This is a genomic window from Streptomyces swartbergensis (assembly GCF_002148965.1).
Lineage (GTDB): Bacteria > Actinomycetota > Actinomycetes > Streptomycetales > Streptomycetaceae > Streptomyces > Streptomyces swartbergensis.
Map to the genome: position 1 here is coordinate 15,020 of NZ_NGFN01000010.1, position 18,875 is coordinate 33,894.

An 18,875-nucleotide genomic window follows, 5' to 3' on the forward strand; every position below is an offset into this window, starting at 1 on the left:
GGCCCGCCCGTTTCCACCGAAACGGCCGGTCCGCACCGACAATCTGTGCCCGCACCGACACGGTCTCCGCCCGACGGACGTCGCCGTGTCCCCATGGGAAGCCTGCATTCCCGCTCCCGGGGTGCCGTAACCCCGGGCGGGGCATGCCATGGGAAACTGCCCCCTCGCCGAGCCCGTGATCGTCCCCCGCCGTCCCGTCGGACTGTCGGTGCTCGCCAGTAGGGTGTGAGACATGGCCGACCCCTCCAGCTACCGCCCCAAACCGGGTGAGATCCCCGACTCGCCGGGGGTCTACAGGTTCCGCGACGAACACCGCCGGGTGATCTACGTCGGAAAGGCGAAAAGCCTGCGCCAGCGCCTGGCGAACTACTTCCAGGACCTGGCGGGCCTCCACCCGCGCACCCGCTCCATGGTCACCACGGCCGCGTCCGTGGAGTGGACGGTGGTGTCCACGGAGGTCGAGGCCCTCCAGCTGGAGTACTCGTGGATCAAGGAGTACGACCCCCGGTTCAACGTCAAGTACCGCGACGACAAGAGCTACCCGTACCTCGCGGTGACGATGAACGAGGAGTACCCGCGCGTGCAGGTGATGCGCGGTCACAAGAAGAAGGGCGTCCGCTACTTCGGGCCGTACGCGCACGCGTGGGCGATCCGCGACACCGTCGACCTGCTGCTGCGCGTCTTCCCCGTGCGCACCTGCTCGGCCGGCGTCTTCAAGAACGCCGCCCGCACGGGCCGCCCCTGCCTCCTCGGTTACATCGACAAGTGCTCGGCCCCCTGCGTGGACCGGGTCTCCGCCGAGGAGCACCGCGAACTGGCCGACGAGTTCTGCGACTTCATGACCGGCCGTACGAACACGTACATCCGCCGCCTGGAGAAGCAGATGGGCGAGGCGGCCGAGGAGATGGAGTACGAGCGGGCGGCCCGGCTGCGCGACGACATCGGGGCCCTGAAGAAGGCCATGGAGAAGAACGCGGTCGTGCTCGCCGACGCGACCGACGCCGACCTGATCGCGGTCGCCGAGGACGAGCTGGAGGCGGCGGTCCAGATCTTCCACGTGCGCGGCGGACGCGTGCGCGGCCAGCGCGGCTGGGTCACCGACAAGGTGGAGGAGATCACCACCGGCGCCCTCGTGGAGCACGCCCTCCAGCAGCTGTACGGCGAGGAGACGGGCGACGCCGTCCCCAAGGAGGTCCTGGTCCCCGCCCTGCCCGACCCGGTGGAGCCCGTCCAGGAGTGGCTCACCGGCCGGCGCGGCTCGGGCGTCTCCCTGCGCATCCCGCAGCGCGGCGACAAGAAGGCCCTCATGGAGACCGTGCAGCGCAACGCCCAGCAGGCGCTCGTCCTGCACAAGACCAAGCGCGCCTCCGACCTGACCACGCGCTCGCGCGCCCTGGAGGAGATCGCCGACGCGCTCGACCTGGACAGCGCCCCGCTGCGGATCGAGTGCTACGACATCTCCCATCTCCAGGGCGACGACGTGGTGGCCTCCATGGTCGTCTTCGAGGACGGCCTGGCACGAAAGAGTGAGTACCGGCGCTTCCAGATCAAGGGCTTCGCCGGACAGGACGACGTCCGCTCCATGCACGAGGTGATCACCCGCCGCTTCCGCCGCTACCTCGCCGAGAAGGAGAGGACGGGCGAGTGGGCGGACGGCGAGACCACCGAGACCACCGAGACCACCGAGACCACAGCGAACGGCGAAACCACAGCGAACGGCGAGCCCACACAGAACGGCGAGCCCACACAGAACGGCGAGCCCACAGAGAACGGCGAGATCATCCCAACGAGCCTCACCGAGGACGACGGCCGCCCCAAGAAGTTCGCCTACCCGCCCCAGCTGGTGGTCGTCGACGGCGGCGCCCCGCAGGTCGCGGCCGCCCGGCGGGCCCTGGACGACCTCGGGATCGACGACATCGCCGTGTGCGGCCTGGCCAAGCGCCTGGAGGAGGTCTGGCTGCCCGGCGACGACGACCCGGTGGTCCTGCCCCGCACCAGCGAGGGCCTGTACCTGCTCCAGCGGGTCCGTGACGAGGCCCACCGCTTCGCGATCACCTACCAGCGCACCAAGCGGTCCAAGCGCTTCCGGTCCAGCCCGCTGGACGATGTCCCAGGGCTCGGGGACACGCGCAAACAGGCACTCCTGAAGCACTTCGGTTCGTTGAAGAAACTGCGATCCGCCACCATCGACCAGATCTGCGAGGTTCCCGGCATAGGCCGCAAGACCGCCGAGACGATCGCGGTGGCCCTCGCCCAGGCGGCCCCGGCCGCACCCGCCGTCAACACGGCGACTGGAGAGATCATGGAAGAGGAACCCGGCACCATGGGTGCCGGTGGGGAGCCCGTGCGGACGGGCGCCCCGGACGAACGACGGGGGCAGGAGACATGAATGTGAACGAGCACGACGAGCAAGAAGAGCAAGCCGGAGACGGAGCACAGGTGACTACGGGCACGCCCAACGACAAGGCCGGAGTCCCGGACGCGGCCATCCCCGAGCTGGTGATCATCTCCGGCATGTCCGGGGCGGGCCGCTCGACGGCCGCGAAGTGTCTGGAGGACCTCGGCTGGTTCGTCGTCGACAACCTGCCGCCCGCGCTGATCCCCACCATGGTGGAGCTCGGCGCCCGCTCCCAGGGCAACGTGGCCCGGATCGCCGTCGTCGTCGACGTCCGCGGCCGCCGCTTCTTCGACAACCTCCGCGAGTCGCTGGCCGACCTGGAGGCGAAGAACGTCACCCGGAGGATCGTCTTCCTTGAGTCCTCCGACGATGCCCTGGTACGCCGCTTCGAGTCGGTGCGCCGCCCGCACCCCCTCCAGGGCGACGGCCGGATCGTCGACGGCATCGCCGCCGAGCGGGAGCTGCTGCGCGAGCTGCGCGGCGACGCCGACCTGGTGATCGACACCTCCAGCCTCAACGTGCACGAACTGCGCGCCAAGATGGACGCCCAGTTCGCCGGCGAGGAGGAGCCGGAGCTGCGGGCCACGGTCATGTCCTTCGGCTACAAGTACGGGCTGCCGGTCGACGCCGACCTGGTCGTCGACTGCCGGTTCCTGCCGAACCCGCACTGGGTCCCGGAGCTGCGCCCGTTCACCGGCCTCAACGACGAGGTGTCCGGGTACGTCTTCAACCAGCCCGGCGCCAAAGAGTTCCTCGACCGGTACACGGAGCTCCTCCAGCTCATCGCCACCGGCTACCGCCGTGAGGGCAAGCGCTACGTGACCATCGCCGTGGGTTGCACGGGCGGCAAGCACCGCTCGGTCGCCATGTCGGAGAAGCTCGCCGCCCGGCTCGCCGCCGAGGGCGTGGAGACGGTGGTCGTACACCGGGACATGGGACGCGAATGACACGACGTACTCCGCGGCTGAGCCGGCTGCGCCGGGTGGTGCCCGACGGCAGCACCGACGCAAGGGGCGGCCGGCCCGCCGAGGCCCGGGGCGGCAGACCCCGCCGCCGGGGCACCCAGCCCAAGGTCGTCGCCCTCGGCGGCGGCATGGGCCTGTCCGCCTCACTCGCCGCGCTGCGCCGGATCACCGGCGACCTCACCGCCGTGGTCACCGTGGCCGACGACGGCGGCTCCAGCGGCCGGCTGCGCGACGAGCTGGGCGTGCTGCCGCCGGGCGACCTGCGCAAGGCACTGGCCGCGCTGTGCGGCGACGACGACTGGGGCCAGACCTGGGCGCGCGTGATCCAGCACCGCTTCCAGTCCAAGGGCGACCTGCACGAACACGCGGTCGGCAACCTGCTGATCGTCGCCCTGTGGGAACAGCTCGGCGACCACGTCCAGGCCCTCGACCTGGTCGGACGGCTGCTCGGCGCGCAGGGGCGCGTGCTGCCCATGTCAGCCGTCCCGCTGGAGCTCCAGGCCCTGGTCAAGGGCCACGACCCGGCGCGCCCGGACGAGGTGGACACGGTCCGCGGCCAGGCCACCGTCGCCCTCACCCCGGGCGAGGTGCAGTCGGTGCACCTGGTGCCGGCCGACCCGCCGGCCGTGCCCGAGGCGGTCGAAGCCGTGCTGGACGCGGACTGGGTGGTGCTCGGCCCCGGCTCCTGGTTCTCCTCGGTCATCCCGCACCTGCTGGTGCCCGAGCTGCTGGACGCGCTCACGCAGACCAAGGCCCGCCGGGTACTCTCCCTGAACCTCGCCCCGCAGCCCGGAGAAACCGAGGGCTTCTCCCCGCAGCGTCATTTGGAGGTTTTGGGACGACACGCCCCTAAACTCGCCCTGGACGTGGTGCTGGCCGACGAGGCCGCCGTGCCCGACCGCGCCTTGCTGACCGATGCCGCCAAACGGTTCGGGGCCGCGGTCGAGCTGGCGCCGGTGGCCCGGCCCGACGGGACCCCGAGGCACGACCCGGAGCTGTTGGCCGCCGCGTACGACCGTATTTTTCGGATGCATGGAAGGATCGGCCCATGGCGATGACGGCAGCGGTGAAGGACGAGATCTCCCGGCTCCCCGTCACCCGGACCTGCTGCAGAAAGGCGGAGGTCTCCGCCATTCTGCGGTTCGCCGGCGGCCTTCACCTGGTGAGCGGTCGGATCGTGATCGAGGCGGAGCTGGACACGGCGATGGCGGCCCGCCGCCTCAAGCGGGACATCCTGGAGATCTTCGGCCACAGCTCGGAGCTGATCGTGATGGCACCGGGCGGACTGCGCCGGGGCTCGCGCTACGTGGTGCGCGTCGTCGCGGGCGGTGACCAGCTGGCCCGCCAGACCGGCCTGGTCGACGGGCGGGGCCGCCCGATCCGCGGCCTGCCCCCGCAGGTGGTCTCGGGGGCCACCTGCGACGCCGAGGCCGCGTGGCGTGGCGCGTTCCTGGCGCACGGCTCGCTCACCGAGCCCGGCCGCTCCTGCTCCCTGGAGGTGACCTGCCCGGGCCCCGAGGCCGCGCTCGCCCTGGTCGGCGCCGCCCGCCGGCTGTCGATCCCCGCGAAGGCCCGCGAGGTGCGCGGCGTGGACCGGGTCGTCGTCCGCGACGGCGACGCGATCGGCGCCCTGCTCACCCGGCTCGGCGCCCACGAGTCGGTGCTGGCCTGGGAGGAGCGCCGGATGCGCCGCGAGGTTCGGGCCACGGCGAATCGGCTCGCCAACTTCGACGACGCCAACCTGCGCCGCTCGGCCCGCGCGGCGGTCGCCGCCGGAGCCCGGGTCCAGCGCGCCCTGGAGATCCTCGGCGAGGACGTGCCCGAGCACCTCGCCGCGGCCGGCCGGCTGCGCATGGATCACAAGCAGGCCTCCCTGGAGGAGCTGGGCGCGCTCGCCGACCCGCCGCTGACCAAGGACGCCGTCGCCGGCCGGATCCGCCGTCTGCTGGCCATGGCCGACAAGCGCGCCTCCGACCTCGGCATCCCGGGCACGGAGGCCAACCTCTCCGAGGAACTGGCCGACAACCTCGTAGGCTGATCCCACAGTTCGTCAAGAAGCCGGTGCCCGCCTCCACTTGGGTGGTCGGCACCGGCTTTCGCGTGTCGTTGGGGCACTCTTGACTCGATCATGGACTGTCATGAGCCTGGCATCTGTTCGCTGCTGTGGCGAACCCACGCTAGGGGGGTTCATGAGACGAAGAGCGAGATCGATCCTCGCTGTCGGCACGCTCCTGATCGGCGGAGCGAGCCTCGCACCCATCGCCCAGGCACAACCGGACAGTTCACCCCCGTCCGACCCGGACGAAGTCAAGGTCTTCCGCGCCGACGTCACCCGCGAGCAGGTACCCCTGCTGCTCGCGGCCGGCCAGGACGGCCACGAACTCAGCGAGCAGGTGCCCGACAAGGGCACCGCCACCATCGAGGTCATCCTGACCGACCAGCAGGCGAAGAAGCTGGCGAGGCAGGGCGTCGACCTCACCGAGCACGACCTCTCCACCAGGGCGGAAGCCCGCGTCGAGAACGCCGCCGAGGGCGTGTTCCGCCCGTACGGCGGCAAGGGCGGCATCAAGGAGGAGATCCTCGAGGCCGCGCAGGACAACCCCGGCCTCACCAAGGTCGTCTCCATCGGCAAGACGATCAAAGGCCAGGACATCCTCGCGCTGAAGCTCACCAAGGGCGCGAAGAAGACGAAGGACGGCTCCAAGCCGTCGGTCCTCTACCTGTCCAACCAGCACGCCCGAGAGTGGATCACGCCGGAGATGACCCGGCGCCTGATGCACCACTACCTGGACAACTACAAGAAGGACCGGCGCGTCAAGAAGATCGTCGACTCCACCGAACTGTGGTTCGTCATCTCGGCCAACCCCGACGGCTACGACCACACCCACGCCAGTGACGGCAACCGCCTGTGGCGCAAGAACCTGCGGGACGTCAACGGCGACGGCGTCATCGGCACCGGCGACGGCGTGGACCTCAACCGCAACTTCGCCTACAAGTGGGGCTACGACGACGAGGGTTCGTCCCCCAATCCCACCAGCGAGACCTACCGCGGCGCGGGCCCGAACTCCGAGCCGGAGACCCAGGCGCTGGATGCTTTCCAGAAGCGGATCGGCTTCACGTACGGCATCAACTACCACTCCGCCGCCGAACTGATCCTCTACGGAGTCGGCTGGCAGGTGGCTACGCACACCCCCGACGACGTCGTGTACGAAGCGCTCGCCGGTACGCCCGAGAACCCCGCGATCCCCGGCTACCACCCGCAGGTCTCCTCCGAGCTGTACACCACCAACGGCGAGGCCGACGGCCACGCGGCGAACGTCAACGGCCTGGCGATGTTCACCCCGGAGATGTCGACCTGTCAGTCCGCCTCCAACGCCGACCCGAACGACGAGTGGAAGGCCTCGGACTGCCGGTCGATCTTCACCTTCCCGGACGACGAGAAGCTGATCCAGCAGGAGTTCGCCAAGAACGTCCCGTTCGCGCTGTCCGTCGCCGAGTCCGCCTCCCACCCCGACCGGCCGTCCTCGTCGGTCGGACTGAGCGCCGCCGACTTCACCCCGGCCGCGTTCCCGGTGTCGTACTCCCGCGGCGCCGACCAGGAGGTCTCCGTCGTCGCACGCAAGTCGCTGCGCGACAAGGAGCTGAAGTACCGGGTCAACGGCGGCCGCACCGAGGACATGGCGCTCAGGCCCTGGAAGGGCGGCGAGACCTACGGAGGTGAGGACAACCTCTACTTCGACGAGTACCGGGCGAAGGTCAGGGACGGCGATCCCGGCGACAAGGTCGAGGTGTGGTTCACCGCTGAGACGAGGAACGGCAAGAAGGTCTCCAGCAAACGCTTCACGTACACCGTCGCCGAACGGCCCAAGGCGGACACCCTCGTCGTCGCCGAGGAGGGCGCGACCGCCACGCAGGCACAGAAGTACGTGGACGCCCTCAAGGCCAGCGGCCGCAGGGCGCTCGTCTGGGACGTCGCCGAGCGCGGCGCGCCGGACGCGCTGGGCGTGCTGAGCCACTTCGACACCGTCGTCCACTACACGGGCGCGAGCGTCCCCGGCAACGCCACCCAGCTCCAGCTGCGCGCCTTCCTCAACGAGGGCGGCAGGCTGATCGAGGCAGGCGAGCAGGCCGGCGGCAGCGTCGACCTCGGCGGCGGCACCCTGTCGAACGACTTCAGCCAGTACTACCTGGGCGCCTACAGCCGTACCTCGGCCGACGGAGCCACCGGCTTCACCGGCTCCGGCGAGCTGGGCGGCTTCACGGGCCCGCTCACCGCGGCGCCCGGCAACCCCCTGGACAAGGCGGGCCGGTACGGCGTCACCTCCGACGAGCTGCCCGCCGACGAGTTCCCGCAGTTCGCGAGCAAGGGCGCCGGACAGTTCGCCGGCGCGGTCAACCCGTACGGCCCGTACGCGGGCTCCTCGATGGCCGCCGCCGTCCACACCGACGACGCCTACAAGCGCCTCACCCGTACCGTTGACCTCACCGGCGTCGCCGCGGCCGACAAGCCCACCCTGCGCACCCAGCTGATGTGGGACACCGAGTCCGGCTACGACAACGTCCTGATCGAGGCCCACACCGCGGGCGCCGACGACTGGACGACCCTGCCCGAGAAGGGGGGCGCCACCAAGGCCACCGTCCCGGCCGAGTGCGGGGGCGGCTTCTACGTCCGTGAGCACCCCTGGCTGAAGCACTACCTGACCCTGTCGGACGACGGCTGCACCGCGACCGGCAGCACCGGGTCGTGGAACAGCCTCACCGGCTCCTCCGGTGGCTGGCGGCAGGTGGAGTTCGACCTGAGCGCGTACGCCGGCAAGGCGGTCGAGGTCTCGATCAGCTATGTCACCGACCCGGGCACCGGCGGGCACGGAGTCCTCGCCGACGACACCTCGCTCGTCGTCGGCGGCACGGCGAAGGAGACCGAGGGCTTCGAGACCTCGCTCGGCGCCTGGAAGACAGCCGGACCACCCGCGGGCAGCCCGGCCGTCCTCAAGGACTGGACCCGCACCGGGGCCCTGTTCCAGACCTACGGAGCGGTCACCACGGACGACACCGTGCTGCTGGGCTTCGGCCTGGAGCACGTCGCCACCGCGGCCGACCGGGCGGCACTGATGAGAAAGGCGCTCGCCTCACTCGACGTGTGACCGCAGACGTGTGACCCCACAGGCGCTGGGGACTCTCCGTCAACAGGCACCACACCGCGTAGCGAAATCGAGTGATCTCGCTCTCGGTGGCGGGCGGTCCGTACCCCTACTGGCCGGTACGGACCGCCCTGCCGTGTATGGGGCATCTGGATGTCACCACCGCAGCCTCAGGGAGGTAGGGTCGTAGGCGGTCGGGGACATCCCAAACAGAGCTCGCCGGCTCTTCATGGCCGGCGTACCAACGAGGAGATCGGTTCGTGACGATCCGCGTAGGCATCAACGGCTTCGGCCGCATCGGTCGTAACTACTTCCGCGCGCTGCTGGAGCAGGGTGCAGACATCGAGATCGTGGCTGTCAACGACCTGGGTGACACCGCGACCACCGCTCACCTGCTGAAGTACGACACCATCCTCGGCCGCCTCAAGCAGGAGGTCTCGCACACCGAGGACACCATCACCGTCGGCGACAAGACCATCAAGGTCCTCGCCGAGCGCAACCCCGCCGACATCCCCTGGGGCGAGCTGGGCGTCGACATCGTCATCGAGTCGACCGGCATCTTCACCAAGAAGGCCGACGCCGAGAAGCACATCGCCGGCGGCGCCAAGAAGGTCCTCATCTCGGCTCCGGCCAAGGACGAGGACGTCACCATCGTCATGGGTGTCAACCAGGACACCTACGACCCGGCGAACCACCACGTCATCTCCAACGCCTCCTGCACCACCAACTGTGTGGCGCCGATGGCGAAGGTCCTCGACGAGAACTTCGGCATCGTCAAGGGCCTGATGACGACGGTGCACGCGTACACGAACGACCAGCGCATCCTGGACTTCCCGCACAAGGACCTGCGCCGCGCCCGTGCCGCCGCCGAGAACATCATCCCGACCACCACGGGTGCCGCCAAGGCCACCGCGCTGGTCCTCCCGCAGCTCAAGGGGAAGCTGGACGGCATGGCCATGCGCGTCCCGGTCCCGACCGGTTCGGTCACCGACCTGGTCATCGAGCTGAGCCGCGAGGTCACCAAGGAAGAGGTCAACGCCGCCTTCCAGAAGGCCGCCGAGGGCGAGCTGAAGGGCATCCTCGAGTACACGGAGGACGCGATCGTCTCGTCCGACATCGTCAACGCCCCGGCGTCCTGCACCTTCGACTCCTCCCTGACCATGGTCCAGGAGGGCAAGAACGTGAAGGTCATCGGCTGGTACGACAACGAGTGGGGCTACTCCAACCGCCTCGTCGACCTGACGGTCTTCGTCGGCAACCAGCTCTGATCCACGGAGCAGGCACGTCCATGTGAGAACAGGGCTCGGGCAGCGCGAGAATGCGCTGTCCGAGCCCTGACTCACGTACAGATCAGAGCTGTTCGATCACGAGCGCTTACGAGCGATCACGAGCTCTTCCAGGAGTCCCCTCATGAAGACGATCGACGAACTCCTCTCCGAAGGGGTGGCCGGCAAGCGGGTCTTCGTCCGCGCCGACCTGAACGTGCCGCTGGACGGCACCACCATCACCGACGACGGCCGGATCCGCGCCGTGCTGCCCACGGTCAAGGCCCTCGCCGACGCGGGCGCCCGGGTGATCGTCGCCTCGCACCTGGGCCGTCCCAAGGGCGCCCCGGACCCGGCCTTCTCCCTCGCCCCGGCCGCCGCGCGCCTCGGTGAGCTCCTCGGCACGGACGTACGGTTCGCCACCGACACGGTCGGCGAGTCCGCCCGGTCCACCGTCGCCGCCCTCGCCGACGGCCAGGTCGCGGTCGTCGAGAACCTGCGCTTCAACGCCGGTGAGACCAGCAAGGACGACGCCGAGCGCGGCGCCTTCGCCGATCAGCTCGCCGCCCTCGCGGACCTCTACATCGGCGACGGCTTCGGGGCCGTGCACCGCAAGCACGCCTCCGTCTACGACCTCCCGGCCCGGCTGCCGCACGCCGCCGGCTACCTCATCGCCAAGGAGGTCGCCGTCCTGAAAAAGCTGACGGAGGACCTCCAGCGGCCCTACGTCGTCGCCCTCGGCGGCGCCAAGGTCTCCGACAAGCTCGCCGTCATCGACCAGCTGCTCGGCAGGGCCGACCGCATCCTCATCGGCGGCGGCATGGCCTACACCTTCCTCAAGGCCAAGGGCTACGAGGTCGGCAGTTCCCTCCTCCAGGAGGACCAGCTCGCGGCCGTCCAGGAGTACCTCGAGCGGGCCGAGAAGACCGGCGTCGAGCTGGTCGTGCCCGTCGACGCCCTGAGCGCGACCGAGTTCCCGGACCTGAAGACCAAGGCTCCCGCCCACCCCACGACCGTCGCCGCGGACGCCATCCCGGCCGACCAGATGGGCCTCGACATCGGGCCCGAGACCCGCAAGCTGTACGCGTCCAAGCTCGCCGACGCCGCCACCGTCTTCTGGAACGGTCCCATGGGCGTCTTCGAGCACCCCGACTACGCCGAGGGCACCAAGGCGGTCGCCCAGGCCCTCGTCGAGTCCAAGGGCTTCACCGTGGTCGGCGGCGGCGACTCCGCCGCCGCCGTGCGCACCCTGGGCTTCGACGAGACGGCATTCGGCCACATCTCGACCGGTGGCGGCGCCTCCCTCGAATACCTCGAGGGCAAGACGCTCCCCGGCCTCGCCGCACTGGAGGACTGACCTAGATGAGCACGCGCACGCCGCTGATGGCGGGTAACTGGAAGATGAACCTCAACCACCTCGAGGCCATCGCCCACGTCCAGAAGCTCGCCTTCGCCCTGGCCGACAAGGACTACGAGGCCGTCGAGGTCGCCGTCCTGCCGCCCTTCACCGACCTGCGCTCCGTACAGACCCTGGTCGACGGCGACAAGCTCAAGATCAAGTACGGCGCCCAGGACATCTCGGCACACGACGGCGGTGCCTACACCGGCGAGATCTCCGGCCCCATGCTGGCCAAGCTGAAGTGCACGTTCGTCGCCATCGGCCACAGCGAGCGCCGCCAGTACCACGCCGAGACCGACGAGCTGGTGAACGCCAAGGTCAAGGCCGCCTACAAGCACGGCCTGACCCCCATCCTGTGCGTCGGCGAGGAACTGGAGGTCCGCGAGGCGGGCAACCACGTCTCCCACACCCTCGCCCAGGTCGAGGGCGGTCTGAAGGACCTCCCCGCCGAGCAGGCCGAGACCGTCGTGATCGCCTACGAGCCCGTCTGGGCCATCGGCACCGGCAAGGTCTGCGGTGCCGAGGACGCCCAGGAGGTCTGCGCGGCGATCCGCGGCAAGATCGCCGAGCTGTACTCGCAGGAGCTGGCCGACAAGGTCCGCATCCAGTACGGCGGCTCCGTGAAGTCCGGCAACGTCGCCGAGATCATGGCGCAGGCCGATATCGACGGCGCCCTGGTCGGCGGCGCCTCGCTGGACGCCGAAGAGTTCGTCAAGATCGTGCGCTTCCGCGACCAGTGAGTATGCGGTAGGCGCGATCCGTCGTACCCTTGCGGGGTCCAGCACTGTGCTGGGCCCCGCGTCGTCCATCCGAATCCGAGGAAGTTGGTCCAGCCGTGGTTTTGGGGTTCTCGATCGCCCTGATCGTCTTCAGCCTGCTGATGATGCTGCTGGTGCTGATGCACAAGGGGAAGGGCGGCGGCCTCTCCGACATGTTCGGTGGTGGCATGCAGTCCTCCGTCGGCGGCTCCTCGGTCGCCGAACGCAACCTCGACCGGATCACCGTCGTGGTCGGTCTGCTCTGGTTCGCGTGCATTGTCGTGCTCGGCATCCTGATGAAGGTGAACAACTGACCGGCCCGCATCCCGCACGCAGTGCGTACGCACGCGATACGTGCGCACGCGATACGTACGTAAGGCCCCATGTTCGGTACGCGCGGCAAAGCGCGGCCTATCATGGGGCTTGCGTCTAGGTGGGAGGGTTGTAACTCCAATCACTGGACGCGCGTTGGGCCTTACGTAGACTGAGGCGCTCGCAGCGAAGCGGAACGCCGACTCGCTTCGCGGCACCATCACGCAGGGAGTTACGACCGTGGCAAGTGGCAACGCGATCCGGGGAAGCCGGGTCGGGGCGGGGCCGATGGGCGAGGCCGAGCGCGGCGAGTCCGCGCCGCGGCTGCGCATCTCCTTCTGGTGCTCCAACGGACACGAGACCCAGCCGAGCTTCGCCAGCGACGCGCAGGTGCCCGAAACCTGGGACTGTCCCCGCTGCGGATTTCCGGCCGGCCAGGACCGGGACAACCCGCCGGACCCGCCGCGCACCGAGCCCTACAAGACGCACCTGGCGTATGTGCGGGAGCGGCGCAGCGACGCGGACGGCGAGGCGATCCTCGCCGAGGCGCTCGCCAAACTGCGGGGCGAGATCTAGGAGTTGAGACCGGCCGGGCACCAGCGGGTGCCCGGCCGGAGCTGCTTTCCGTCCCCGGCGGACCGCCGCTCGCGGACCGATTGTCAGTGGTGCCCTCTACGGTTTGTCGCATCGGGTGAACCGTGAGGGGGAGCAGTGGCGACGGTCGAGGTGGGCAGCATGCGCGCGCCCGCGTGGCGCGGGGGATTCGGACGGCTGTGGAGCGCCGCCGTGCTGTCCAGCTTCGGTGACGCGCTGCGTACGGCCGCGCTGCCGCTGCTGGCCGTCACGCTGACCGACGAGCCGCTGCTCGTCGCCTCCGTCACGGCCTGCGGCTATCTGCCCTGGATCGTCTTCGGCCTGCTCGGCGGGGCCGTCGCCGACCGCGTGGACCAGCGGCGTGCCATGTGGAGGGTGGATGCCTTACGGGGGCTGCTGGTCGCCGCCTTCGCGGTGGCCGTCGCCCTCGGTCACGCCTCGATCGGCCTGCTCATCGTGCTGGCCTTCGCCCTGACCACCCTCCAGACCCTCTTCGACAACGCCGCCACGGCACTGCTGCCCGCCCTGGTCGACCGGGACGCCCTCGGCAGTGCCAACGCCCGGCTGATGACCGGCCAGCGCATCGCGGGCGGCCTGCTGGGCGGGCCCGTCGTCCCGCTGCTGCTGGCGGCCGGGGCCGCCGTGCCGTTCGCCGCCGACGCCGTGACCTTCCTGGTGGCCGCCGCGCTGGTGGCCTCGCTGCCGGCCGCCGAGTCCGGCCGGAAGTCCAGATCGTCGGGCAGCACCCTGCGCCGCGAGATCGCGGAGGGGCTGTGCACCCTGTGGCGCGACCGCGCCCTGCGGGGCCTGTGCGCCGCCACCGCCCTGTGCAACATCGGCATGGGCACCCAGCTCGCCATGCTGGTCGTCCTCGTCACCGACTGGCTCGACGCGGGCCCCGCGGGATACGCGGCGGCGGGCGTGGCCTTCACCCTGGGCAGCCTGACCGGGGGAGTGGTGAACGGCCGGCTGGTCGCGCGTCTCGGCCGGCTGCGGTCGGTGCTGCTCGCCGGCTCGGTGCAGACCGCCGCCCTCGTCGTCATGGGCACCGTGCGCAGCCTGGCCGTGCTGGTGGGCGCGCTGGCCGTCTTCGGGCTCATGGGCATGGTGTGGAACGTCAACACGACGACGCTGATGCAGGAGCGCAGCCCCGCCGGACTGCTGGGCCGGGTGAGCTCGGCCTTCCGGACCCTGGCCTTCGCCGGCGTGCCCCTCGGCGCCCTGCTGGGCGGGGCCGTCGCCACCGCGTGGGGGCCGAACACCCCGCCCCTGCTCACGGCCGTCTTCTTCGTCCTCGCCGTCATCGCGCTGATACCCGGGCTCGACATGAACGTAGATGTTGTCGAGCCGGACGACGGCGCCACGACAGCCGATGTCACGCGCTGATCAATTAAGTTGGGACCGGCAGCGGGGCAAGGTACGCAGGCAGGACAGGAAAGAAGGCTGAACTCCGAGATGAACGCAGACGGCCGTACCAGGCTCAACCAGACGCCCGAGTGGGCGGCACTGGCCAAGCACCGCGAGGAGCTGGGCGACGTCCAGATGCGCGAGCTGTTCGCCGCCGACTCCGGCCGCGGCACCGCGTACACCCTCCGGGTCGGCGACCTGTACGTCGACTACTCCAAGCACCTCGTCACCGACGACACCCTGCGGCTGCTGCGCGAACTGGCCGCCGGCACCGACGTGTTCGGGCTCCGGGACGCCATGTTCCGCGGCGAGAAGATCAACACCACCGAGAACCGGGCCGTGCTGCACACCGCGCTGCGGGCACCGCGGGACGCGGTCGTCGAGGTCGACGGTGAGAACGTGGTGCCGGGCGTGCACGCGGTGCTCGACAAGATGGCCGACTTCGCCGAGCGTGTCCGCTCCGGCGCGTGGACCGGCCACACCGGCAAGCGCATCAGGAACGTGGTCAACGTCGGCATCGGCGGCTCCGACCTGGGTCCCGCGATGGCGTACGAGGTGCTGCGCGCCTTCACCGACCGCGACCTGACGGTCCGCTTCGTGTCGAACGTGGACGGCGCCGACCTGCACGAGGCGCTGCGGGATCTGGACCCGGCTCAGACGCTGTTCGTCATCGCCTCCAAGACCTTCACCACCATCGAGACGGTCACCAACGCCACGTCCGCGCGCGGCTGGCTGCTGGACGCGCTCGGTGACGAGGCCGCCGTCGCCAAGCACTTCGTCGCCCTGTCCACGAACGCCGAGAAGGTCGCCGAGTTCGGCATCGACACGGCCAACATGTTCGAGTTCTGGGACTGGGTCGGCGGCCGCTACTCGTACGACTCCGCGATCGGCCTGTCCCTGATGATCGCCATCGGCCCGGACAACTTCCGGGAGATGCTCGACGGCTTCCGGATCGTCGACGAGCACTTCCGGACCGCGCCCGCCGAGTCCAACGTGCCGCTGCTGCTGGGCCTGCTGGGCATCTGGTACGGCAACTTCCACGACGCCCAGTCGCACGCGGTGCTGCCCTACAGCCACTACCTGTCCAAGTTCACCGCCTACCTCCAGCAGCTCGACATGGAGTCCAACGGCAAGTCGGTGGACCGCGACGGCCGTCCCGTTCAGTGGCAGACGGGGCCGGTGGTGTGGGGAACACCCGGCACCAACGGGCAGCACGCCTACTACCAGCTCATCCACCAGGGCACGAAGCTGATCCCGGCGGACTTCATCGGCTTCGCGCGGCCGGTCGCCGAGCTGAGCGAGGAACTGAAGGCGCAGCACGACCTGCTGATGGCCAATTTCTTCGCCCAGACGCAGGCGCTCGCCTTCGGCAAGACCCCGGAGGAGGTGCGGTCCGAGGGTGTGCCGGAGGAACTGGTGCCGCACAAGACGTTCAAGGGCAACCACCCGACGACCACGATCCTGGCGCCGGAGCTGACGCCGTCCGTGCTGGGCCAGTTGGTCGCCCTCTACGAGCACAAGGTGTTCGTGCAGGGCGCGGTGTGGAACATCGACTCCTTCGACCAGTGGGGCGTGGAGCTGGGCAAGGTCCTCGCCAAACGCGTCGAGCCCGCGCTGACCGAGGGCGCCGAGGTCGAGGGCCTGGACCCCTCCACCAAGGCCCTGGTCGCCACGTACCGGGAGCTGCGCGGCAGGCAGTGACGAGGACCGGGCGGGAGGCGGACGGCGGCGTGCCGTCCGCCCACCGCCCGGCGGCGTGCCCTCCGCTTCCCCTGGACTCCCGGACGATCATCACGGCGAGTGCTCGGCCGGAGCGCGAAGTGGCACGCACACGCGGTAGTTGGACAGGCGGCGCGCTGACGGTCCGGTCCGTCCTGAAGCCCCAGGACGGGGCGCGGGCGGTGTTCCACCCCGCGTGGATACCGCAGCCGCTCGATCCTTCCGTGGAGCGGCTGAAGAGGTTCCGGGTCGAGCGGCGGTACGGGATCCGGCTGAAGGCCCATCCGGCGACTCTGGCACCGGCGCCCGCACCCCGGCCGGTCCCGCCGATGCCGTCGGGGACGCCCCCGGCGGCATCGCCGTACCTGCCGCCGCAGGCCAACCCGTACGGCCGGCCCTACGCGCCCGGCGGGCAGCGCCCGTACGCCCCGCACCCGCAGCCGCCGTACAACCCGCAGCAGACTACGCGGGCTGACCTCCGGGAGCGGTCGGGACGTCAGGCGACCGCGCTCAGCGTGTCCGCGAGTCGGCGGCGGGCCGCGCGGGCCGCGGGCACGGCGGCCAGTGCGGCCGCGCAGAGTACCGCCGCCGTACCGAGCAGCAGCATCAGCGGGGCGGACGGGCCCTGGGCGATCCCGGCGCCGATGCCGCTCGACCGGCCCTGGGCGTCGATCAGCCAGTGGGCGAGCGGCAGGCCCAGGGCGGTGGCGGCGAGCACGGCCGCCAGTGCCGTACAGCCGGTGTCGGTGACCGTGATGGCCGTGATCTGCCGGGGGGACAGGCCGATGGCCTTCAGCGCGAGCAGGTCCCGTTCGCTCTCACGGACGGTGCCGCCGATCGCGGTCAGCAGCTCGATGAGCCCGATGAGGGCGAGGACGGCGATCAGCCCGGCGACGACCGCGCGCAGCGGGGAGAGCCCGTCGGCGGGGTTGGTCACGGTGTGCACGTCCAGATGGCCGCGCCCGGCCGTGGCCAGCCGGTCGGCGACCTCCCGTGGGTCGGCACCGGGATCCAGACGCAACTCGTAGAGGGTCGGGCGGAGCCCGGGGTCGTTGGCGCGGAGGGTGTCGAGGGACGTGGAGATGACCCGGCCGGCGTTCTCCGGCTCGATGCTGCGGCCCACGATGTGCAGGATCTGCGGCTGGTCGCCGACGGTCATCCGCACCCAGTCGCCGACGCGCACGTCGAGCAGGTCGAGCAGTCCCTGCCCGGCCACCGCCTCGTCGGCGCCGCGGGCGGGGCGGCCCTCGGCGAGGGTGTACGGGTAGGGGTCCTGGTCGGTGCCGAGTCCGCGCAGGGCGATGGTCGCCGTCTGGCCCGGGACCAGGGCGGCCGTCTCGACGCCGGGGTAGGCGGCGGCCACCTCCGGGTCGCGTTCCAGGAGAGCGCGGGTCTGCCGCTCGTTCAGGCCGGCGTCGGTGCGGACGCTGAGGGCGGTCGGCAGGCCGACCTGCTCGGGCGTGCTGTGGAAGCGGTCGATGGTGGTCCACGCGCTCATCGCCACGACGATCAGCAGCAGCGGCAGCGTGAGACGGGTGACGGTGGCGAGGGACCGGGGGCGGCGGGTGAACGCCTTGTGCCAGCCCAGCACCAGCGCGGGCGGAATCCGCGCTCCGAGAATCCGCGCTCCGAGGGCGCGGCGGGCCAGATCGGAGAGCTGCCCGCTCCGGGGAGCCGCGGGCCGCAGCCCGAGGGCGCGGCGCAGGCCGCCGGTCAGCCGCCCACCAGGGGGAGCCGACGCGGGGCGCGGTGGCCGGCCCGTAGCCCCGGACAAGCGCCCGCCGAGCGCCGCCGCGGGCCGCTGCACCGGCACCGGCGGCACGCGGCCCGCGCGCCAGGCGGCCAGTCCGGTGGTCGCGCCGATGAACAGCACCGCGCCGACCGGGATCACGAACAGCGCCACGGTGTGTCCGGGCAGCCCCTGCCACACCCCGACCGCGTCCCCGAACCGCCCCGGGATCCGGCTGCCCAGCGCCTCGGCCAGCGCGGCGGCGGCCACGGCACCCAGGAGGGCGTAGGCGAGGTGCTGGAGCAGGAAGACGCGGACCACCTGGCCGGGGGTGAAGCCGATCGCCTTCAGCACGGAGAGGTCCCGCAGGTGGCCTCGGATGCGGGTGCCGATCGCCCCGTGCACGGCGAGCCCGGCGGCGACCAGCGCGCCCAGCCCGAACAGGCCCAGCACCTGACCGAGGAGCCGGTTGTCGCCCTGGGCCTCGGCCCGGGCCTGCTGCCAGGTGGACACCTCCCCGATCGCCCCGGCGCCCAGGACGGTCACCGCACGCTGGACGACGTAGGACGTGTCGCCGGGATCCGTCAGCCGCAGCCCGATCACCTGGCCGCCGGGATCCGGCACGGCCGACGGCAGCGCCCACACCAGGCCCGGCTGCTCACCGGGCCGGTAGCGCGGCTCGGCGCTGTCGGCGAGGCCCACGACGGTCAGTTCCCGGGCGGTGCCGGGCACGGTGAGGGTGTCGCCCGGCTCGGCCAGCAGCGCGCGGGCGAAGCGGCTCTCCAGGACCACACCGTTCGGGGTCGCGGGGTCCAGCCAGCGGCCGGAGACGACCGGCGGGCGGCCGACGGACGGCCGTTGCGGAGTGCCGCGCAGCTCCACGGCGGCGCGGCTGCCGCGCGAGGCGACGGTGGCGGCGGCGGTGGGGTACGGGCCGGCGACGGAGTCGACACCGTCCAGCCCGGCCAGCTTCCCGGTGTCGGCCGCGGTGTCGGTGTGCAGCCACACGTGCGCGCCGTGCGACTGCGTGAACACGCGCTGCCAGGGGTTGGTGGCGTATCCGAACAGGGCCGTGGCCAGCAGCAGGGAGGCGACGATGCCCGCGGTGGCGAGGACGAGGAACAGCGCCTCGCCGCGGTGCGTGCGCAGATCGGAGTGGGCCCAGCGCAGGGTGGCTCGCATACGGGT

Annotated in this window: 13 protein-coding genes; 12 read left to right on the forward strand and 1 reads right to left on the reverse strand. The window is 71.0% G+C overall.

Going from position 1 to position 18,875, the window contains the following annotated elements; all coding sequences use genetic code 11:
- Nucleotides 1-232: 232 nt before the first annotated feature.
- The 12 genes from uvrC to pgi all read left to right on the forward strand — a co-directional run bounded on the left by uvrC (nucleotide 233) and on the right by pgi (nucleotide 15,940).
- Entirely contained in the window at nucleotides 233-2,389 is a 2,157-nt protein-coding gene (gene uvrC, locus CA983_RS03305; RefSeq protein ID WP_086599361.1) for an excinuclease ABC subunit UvrC, read from the forward strand.
- Nucleotides 2,386-3,345 (forward strand): RNase adapter RapZ, encoded by a 960-nt coding sequence (rapZ, locus tag CA983_RS03310; protein ID WP_086599362.1) that lies wholly within the window; start codon nucleotides 2,386-2,388, stop codon nucleotides 3,343-3,345. The genes uvrC and rapZ overlap by 4 nt, the downstream gene beginning before the upstream one ends.
- On the forward strand, nucleotides 3,342-4,421 hold the full coding sequence (locus CA983_RS03315; RefSeq protein ID WP_086599363.1) for a gluconeogenesis factor YvcK family protein: 1,080 nt from the start codon (nucleotides 3,342-3,344) through the stop codon (nucleotides 4,419-4,421). The genes rapZ and CA983_RS03315 overlap by 4 nt, the downstream gene beginning before the upstream one ends.
- On the forward strand, nucleotides 4,412-5,401 hold the full coding sequence (gene whiA / locus CA983_RS03320; protein ID WP_086599364.1) for a DNA-binding protein WhiA: 990 nt from the start codon (nucleotides 4,412-4,414) through the stop codon (nucleotides 5,399-5,401). Before CA983_RS03315 ends, whiA begins: the two co-directional genes overlap by 10 nt.
- 151 nt (nucleotides 5,402-5,552) lie before the next feature.
- A complete protein-coding gene (locus tag CA983_RS03325) occupies nucleotides 5,553-8,507 on the forward strand; it encodes a M14 family metallopeptidase (protein WP_086599365.1) in 2,955 nt (984 codons plus the stop codon).
- 257 nt (nucleotides 8,508-8,764) lie between these two features.
- Nucleotides 8,765-9,772 (forward strand): type I glyceraldehyde-3-phosphate dehydrogenase, encoded by a 1,008-nt coding sequence (gene gap, locus CA983_RS03330; protein ID WP_086599366.1) that lies wholly within the window; start codon nucleotides 8,765-8,767, stop codon nucleotides 9,770-9,772.
- Between the two features lie 142 nt (nucleotides 9,773-9,914).
- A complete protein-coding gene (locus CA983_RS03335; protein WP_086599367.1) occupies nucleotides 9,915-11,126 on the forward strand; it encodes a phosphoglycerate kinase in 1,212 nt (403 codons plus the stop codon).
- Nucleotides 11,127-11,131: 5 nt separating this feature from the next.
- Complete coding sequence (tpiA, locus tag CA983_RS03340; RefSeq protein ID WP_086599368.1) at nucleotides 11,132-11,908, forward strand: triose-phosphate isomerase; 777 nt, start codon at nucleotides 11,132-11,134, stop codon at nucleotides 11,906-11,908.
- Between the two features lie 95 nt (nucleotides 11,909-12,003).
- A complete protein-coding gene (secG, locus tag CA983_RS03345) occupies nucleotides 12,004-12,240 on the forward strand; it encodes a preprotein translocase subunit SecG (RefSeq protein WP_010039685.1) in 237 nt (78 codons plus the stop codon).
- 238 nt (nucleotides 12,241-12,478) lie between these two features.
- On the forward strand, nucleotides 12,479-12,814 hold the full coding sequence (locus tag CA983_RS03350; RefSeq protein WP_003976875.1) for an RNA polymerase-binding protein RbpA: 336 nt from the start codon (nucleotides 12,479-12,481) through the stop codon (nucleotides 12,812-12,814).
- Nucleotides 12,815-12,973: 159 nt separating this feature from the next.
- A complete protein-coding gene (locus CA983_RS03355) occupies nucleotides 12,974-14,218 on the forward strand; it encodes an MFS transporter (RefSeq protein WP_244206612.1) in 1,245 nt (414 codons plus the stop codon).
- A gap of 69 nt (nucleotides 14,219-14,287) precedes the next feature.
- A complete protein-coding gene (pgi, locus tag CA983_RS03360) occupies nucleotides 14,288-15,940 on the forward strand; it encodes a glucose-6-phosphate isomerase (protein ID WP_086599370.1) in 1,653 nt (550 codons plus the stop codon).
- Between the two features lie 514 nt (nucleotides 15,941-16,454).
- On the opposite strand, the gene CA983_RS03370 is transcribed toward pgi, so the two are convergent.
- Nucleotides 16,455-18,869 (reverse strand): ABC transporter permease, encoded by a 2,415-nt coding sequence (locus tag CA983_RS03370; protein ID WP_086599371.1) that lies wholly within the window; start codon nucleotides 18,867-18,869, stop codon nucleotides 16,455-16,457.
- Between the last annotated feature and the right edge of the window lie 6 nt (nucleotides 18,870-18,875).

Bases quoted from the DNA above. Each gene is read 5' to 3' on its own strand.
- uvrC (WP_086599361.1), top strand. From the start codon at position 233: ATGGCCGACCCCTCCAGCTACCGCCCCAAACCGGGTGAGATCCCCGAC.
- rapZ (WP_086599362.1), top strand. From the start codon at position 2,386: ATGAATGTGAACGAGCACGACGAGCAAGAAGAGCAAGCCGGAGACGGA.
- CA983_RS03315 (WP_086599363.1), top strand. From the start codon at position 3,342: ATGACACGACGTACTCCGCGGCTGAGCCGGCTGCGCCGGGTGGTGCCC.
- whiA (WP_086599364.1), top strand. From the start codon at position 4,412: ATGGCGATGACGGCAGCGGTGAAGGACGAGATCTCCCGGCTCCCCGTC.
- CA983_RS03325 (WP_086599365.1), top strand. From the start codon at position 5,553: ATGAGACGAAGAGCGAGATCGATCCTCGCTGTCGGCACGCTCCTGATC.
- CA983_RS03335 (WP_086599367.1), top strand. From the start codon at position 9,915: ATGAAGACGATCGACGAACTCCTCTCCGAAGGGGTGGCCGGCAAGCGG.
- tpiA (WP_086599368.1), top strand. From the start codon at position 11,132: ATGAGCACGCGCACGCCGCTGATGGCGGGTAACTGGAAGATGAACCTC.
- CA983_RS03355 (WP_244206612.1), top strand. From the start codon at position 12,974: ATGCGCGCGCCCGCGTGGCGCGGGGGATTCGGACGGCTGTGGAGCGCC.
- pgi (WP_086599370.1), top strand. From the start codon at position 14,288: ATGAACGCAGACGGCCGTACCAGGCTCAACCAGACGCCCGAGTGGGCG.
- CA983_RS03370 (WP_086599371.1), bottom strand. From the start codon at position 18,869: ATGCGAGCCACCCTGCGCTGGGCCCACTCCGATCTGCGCACGCACCGC.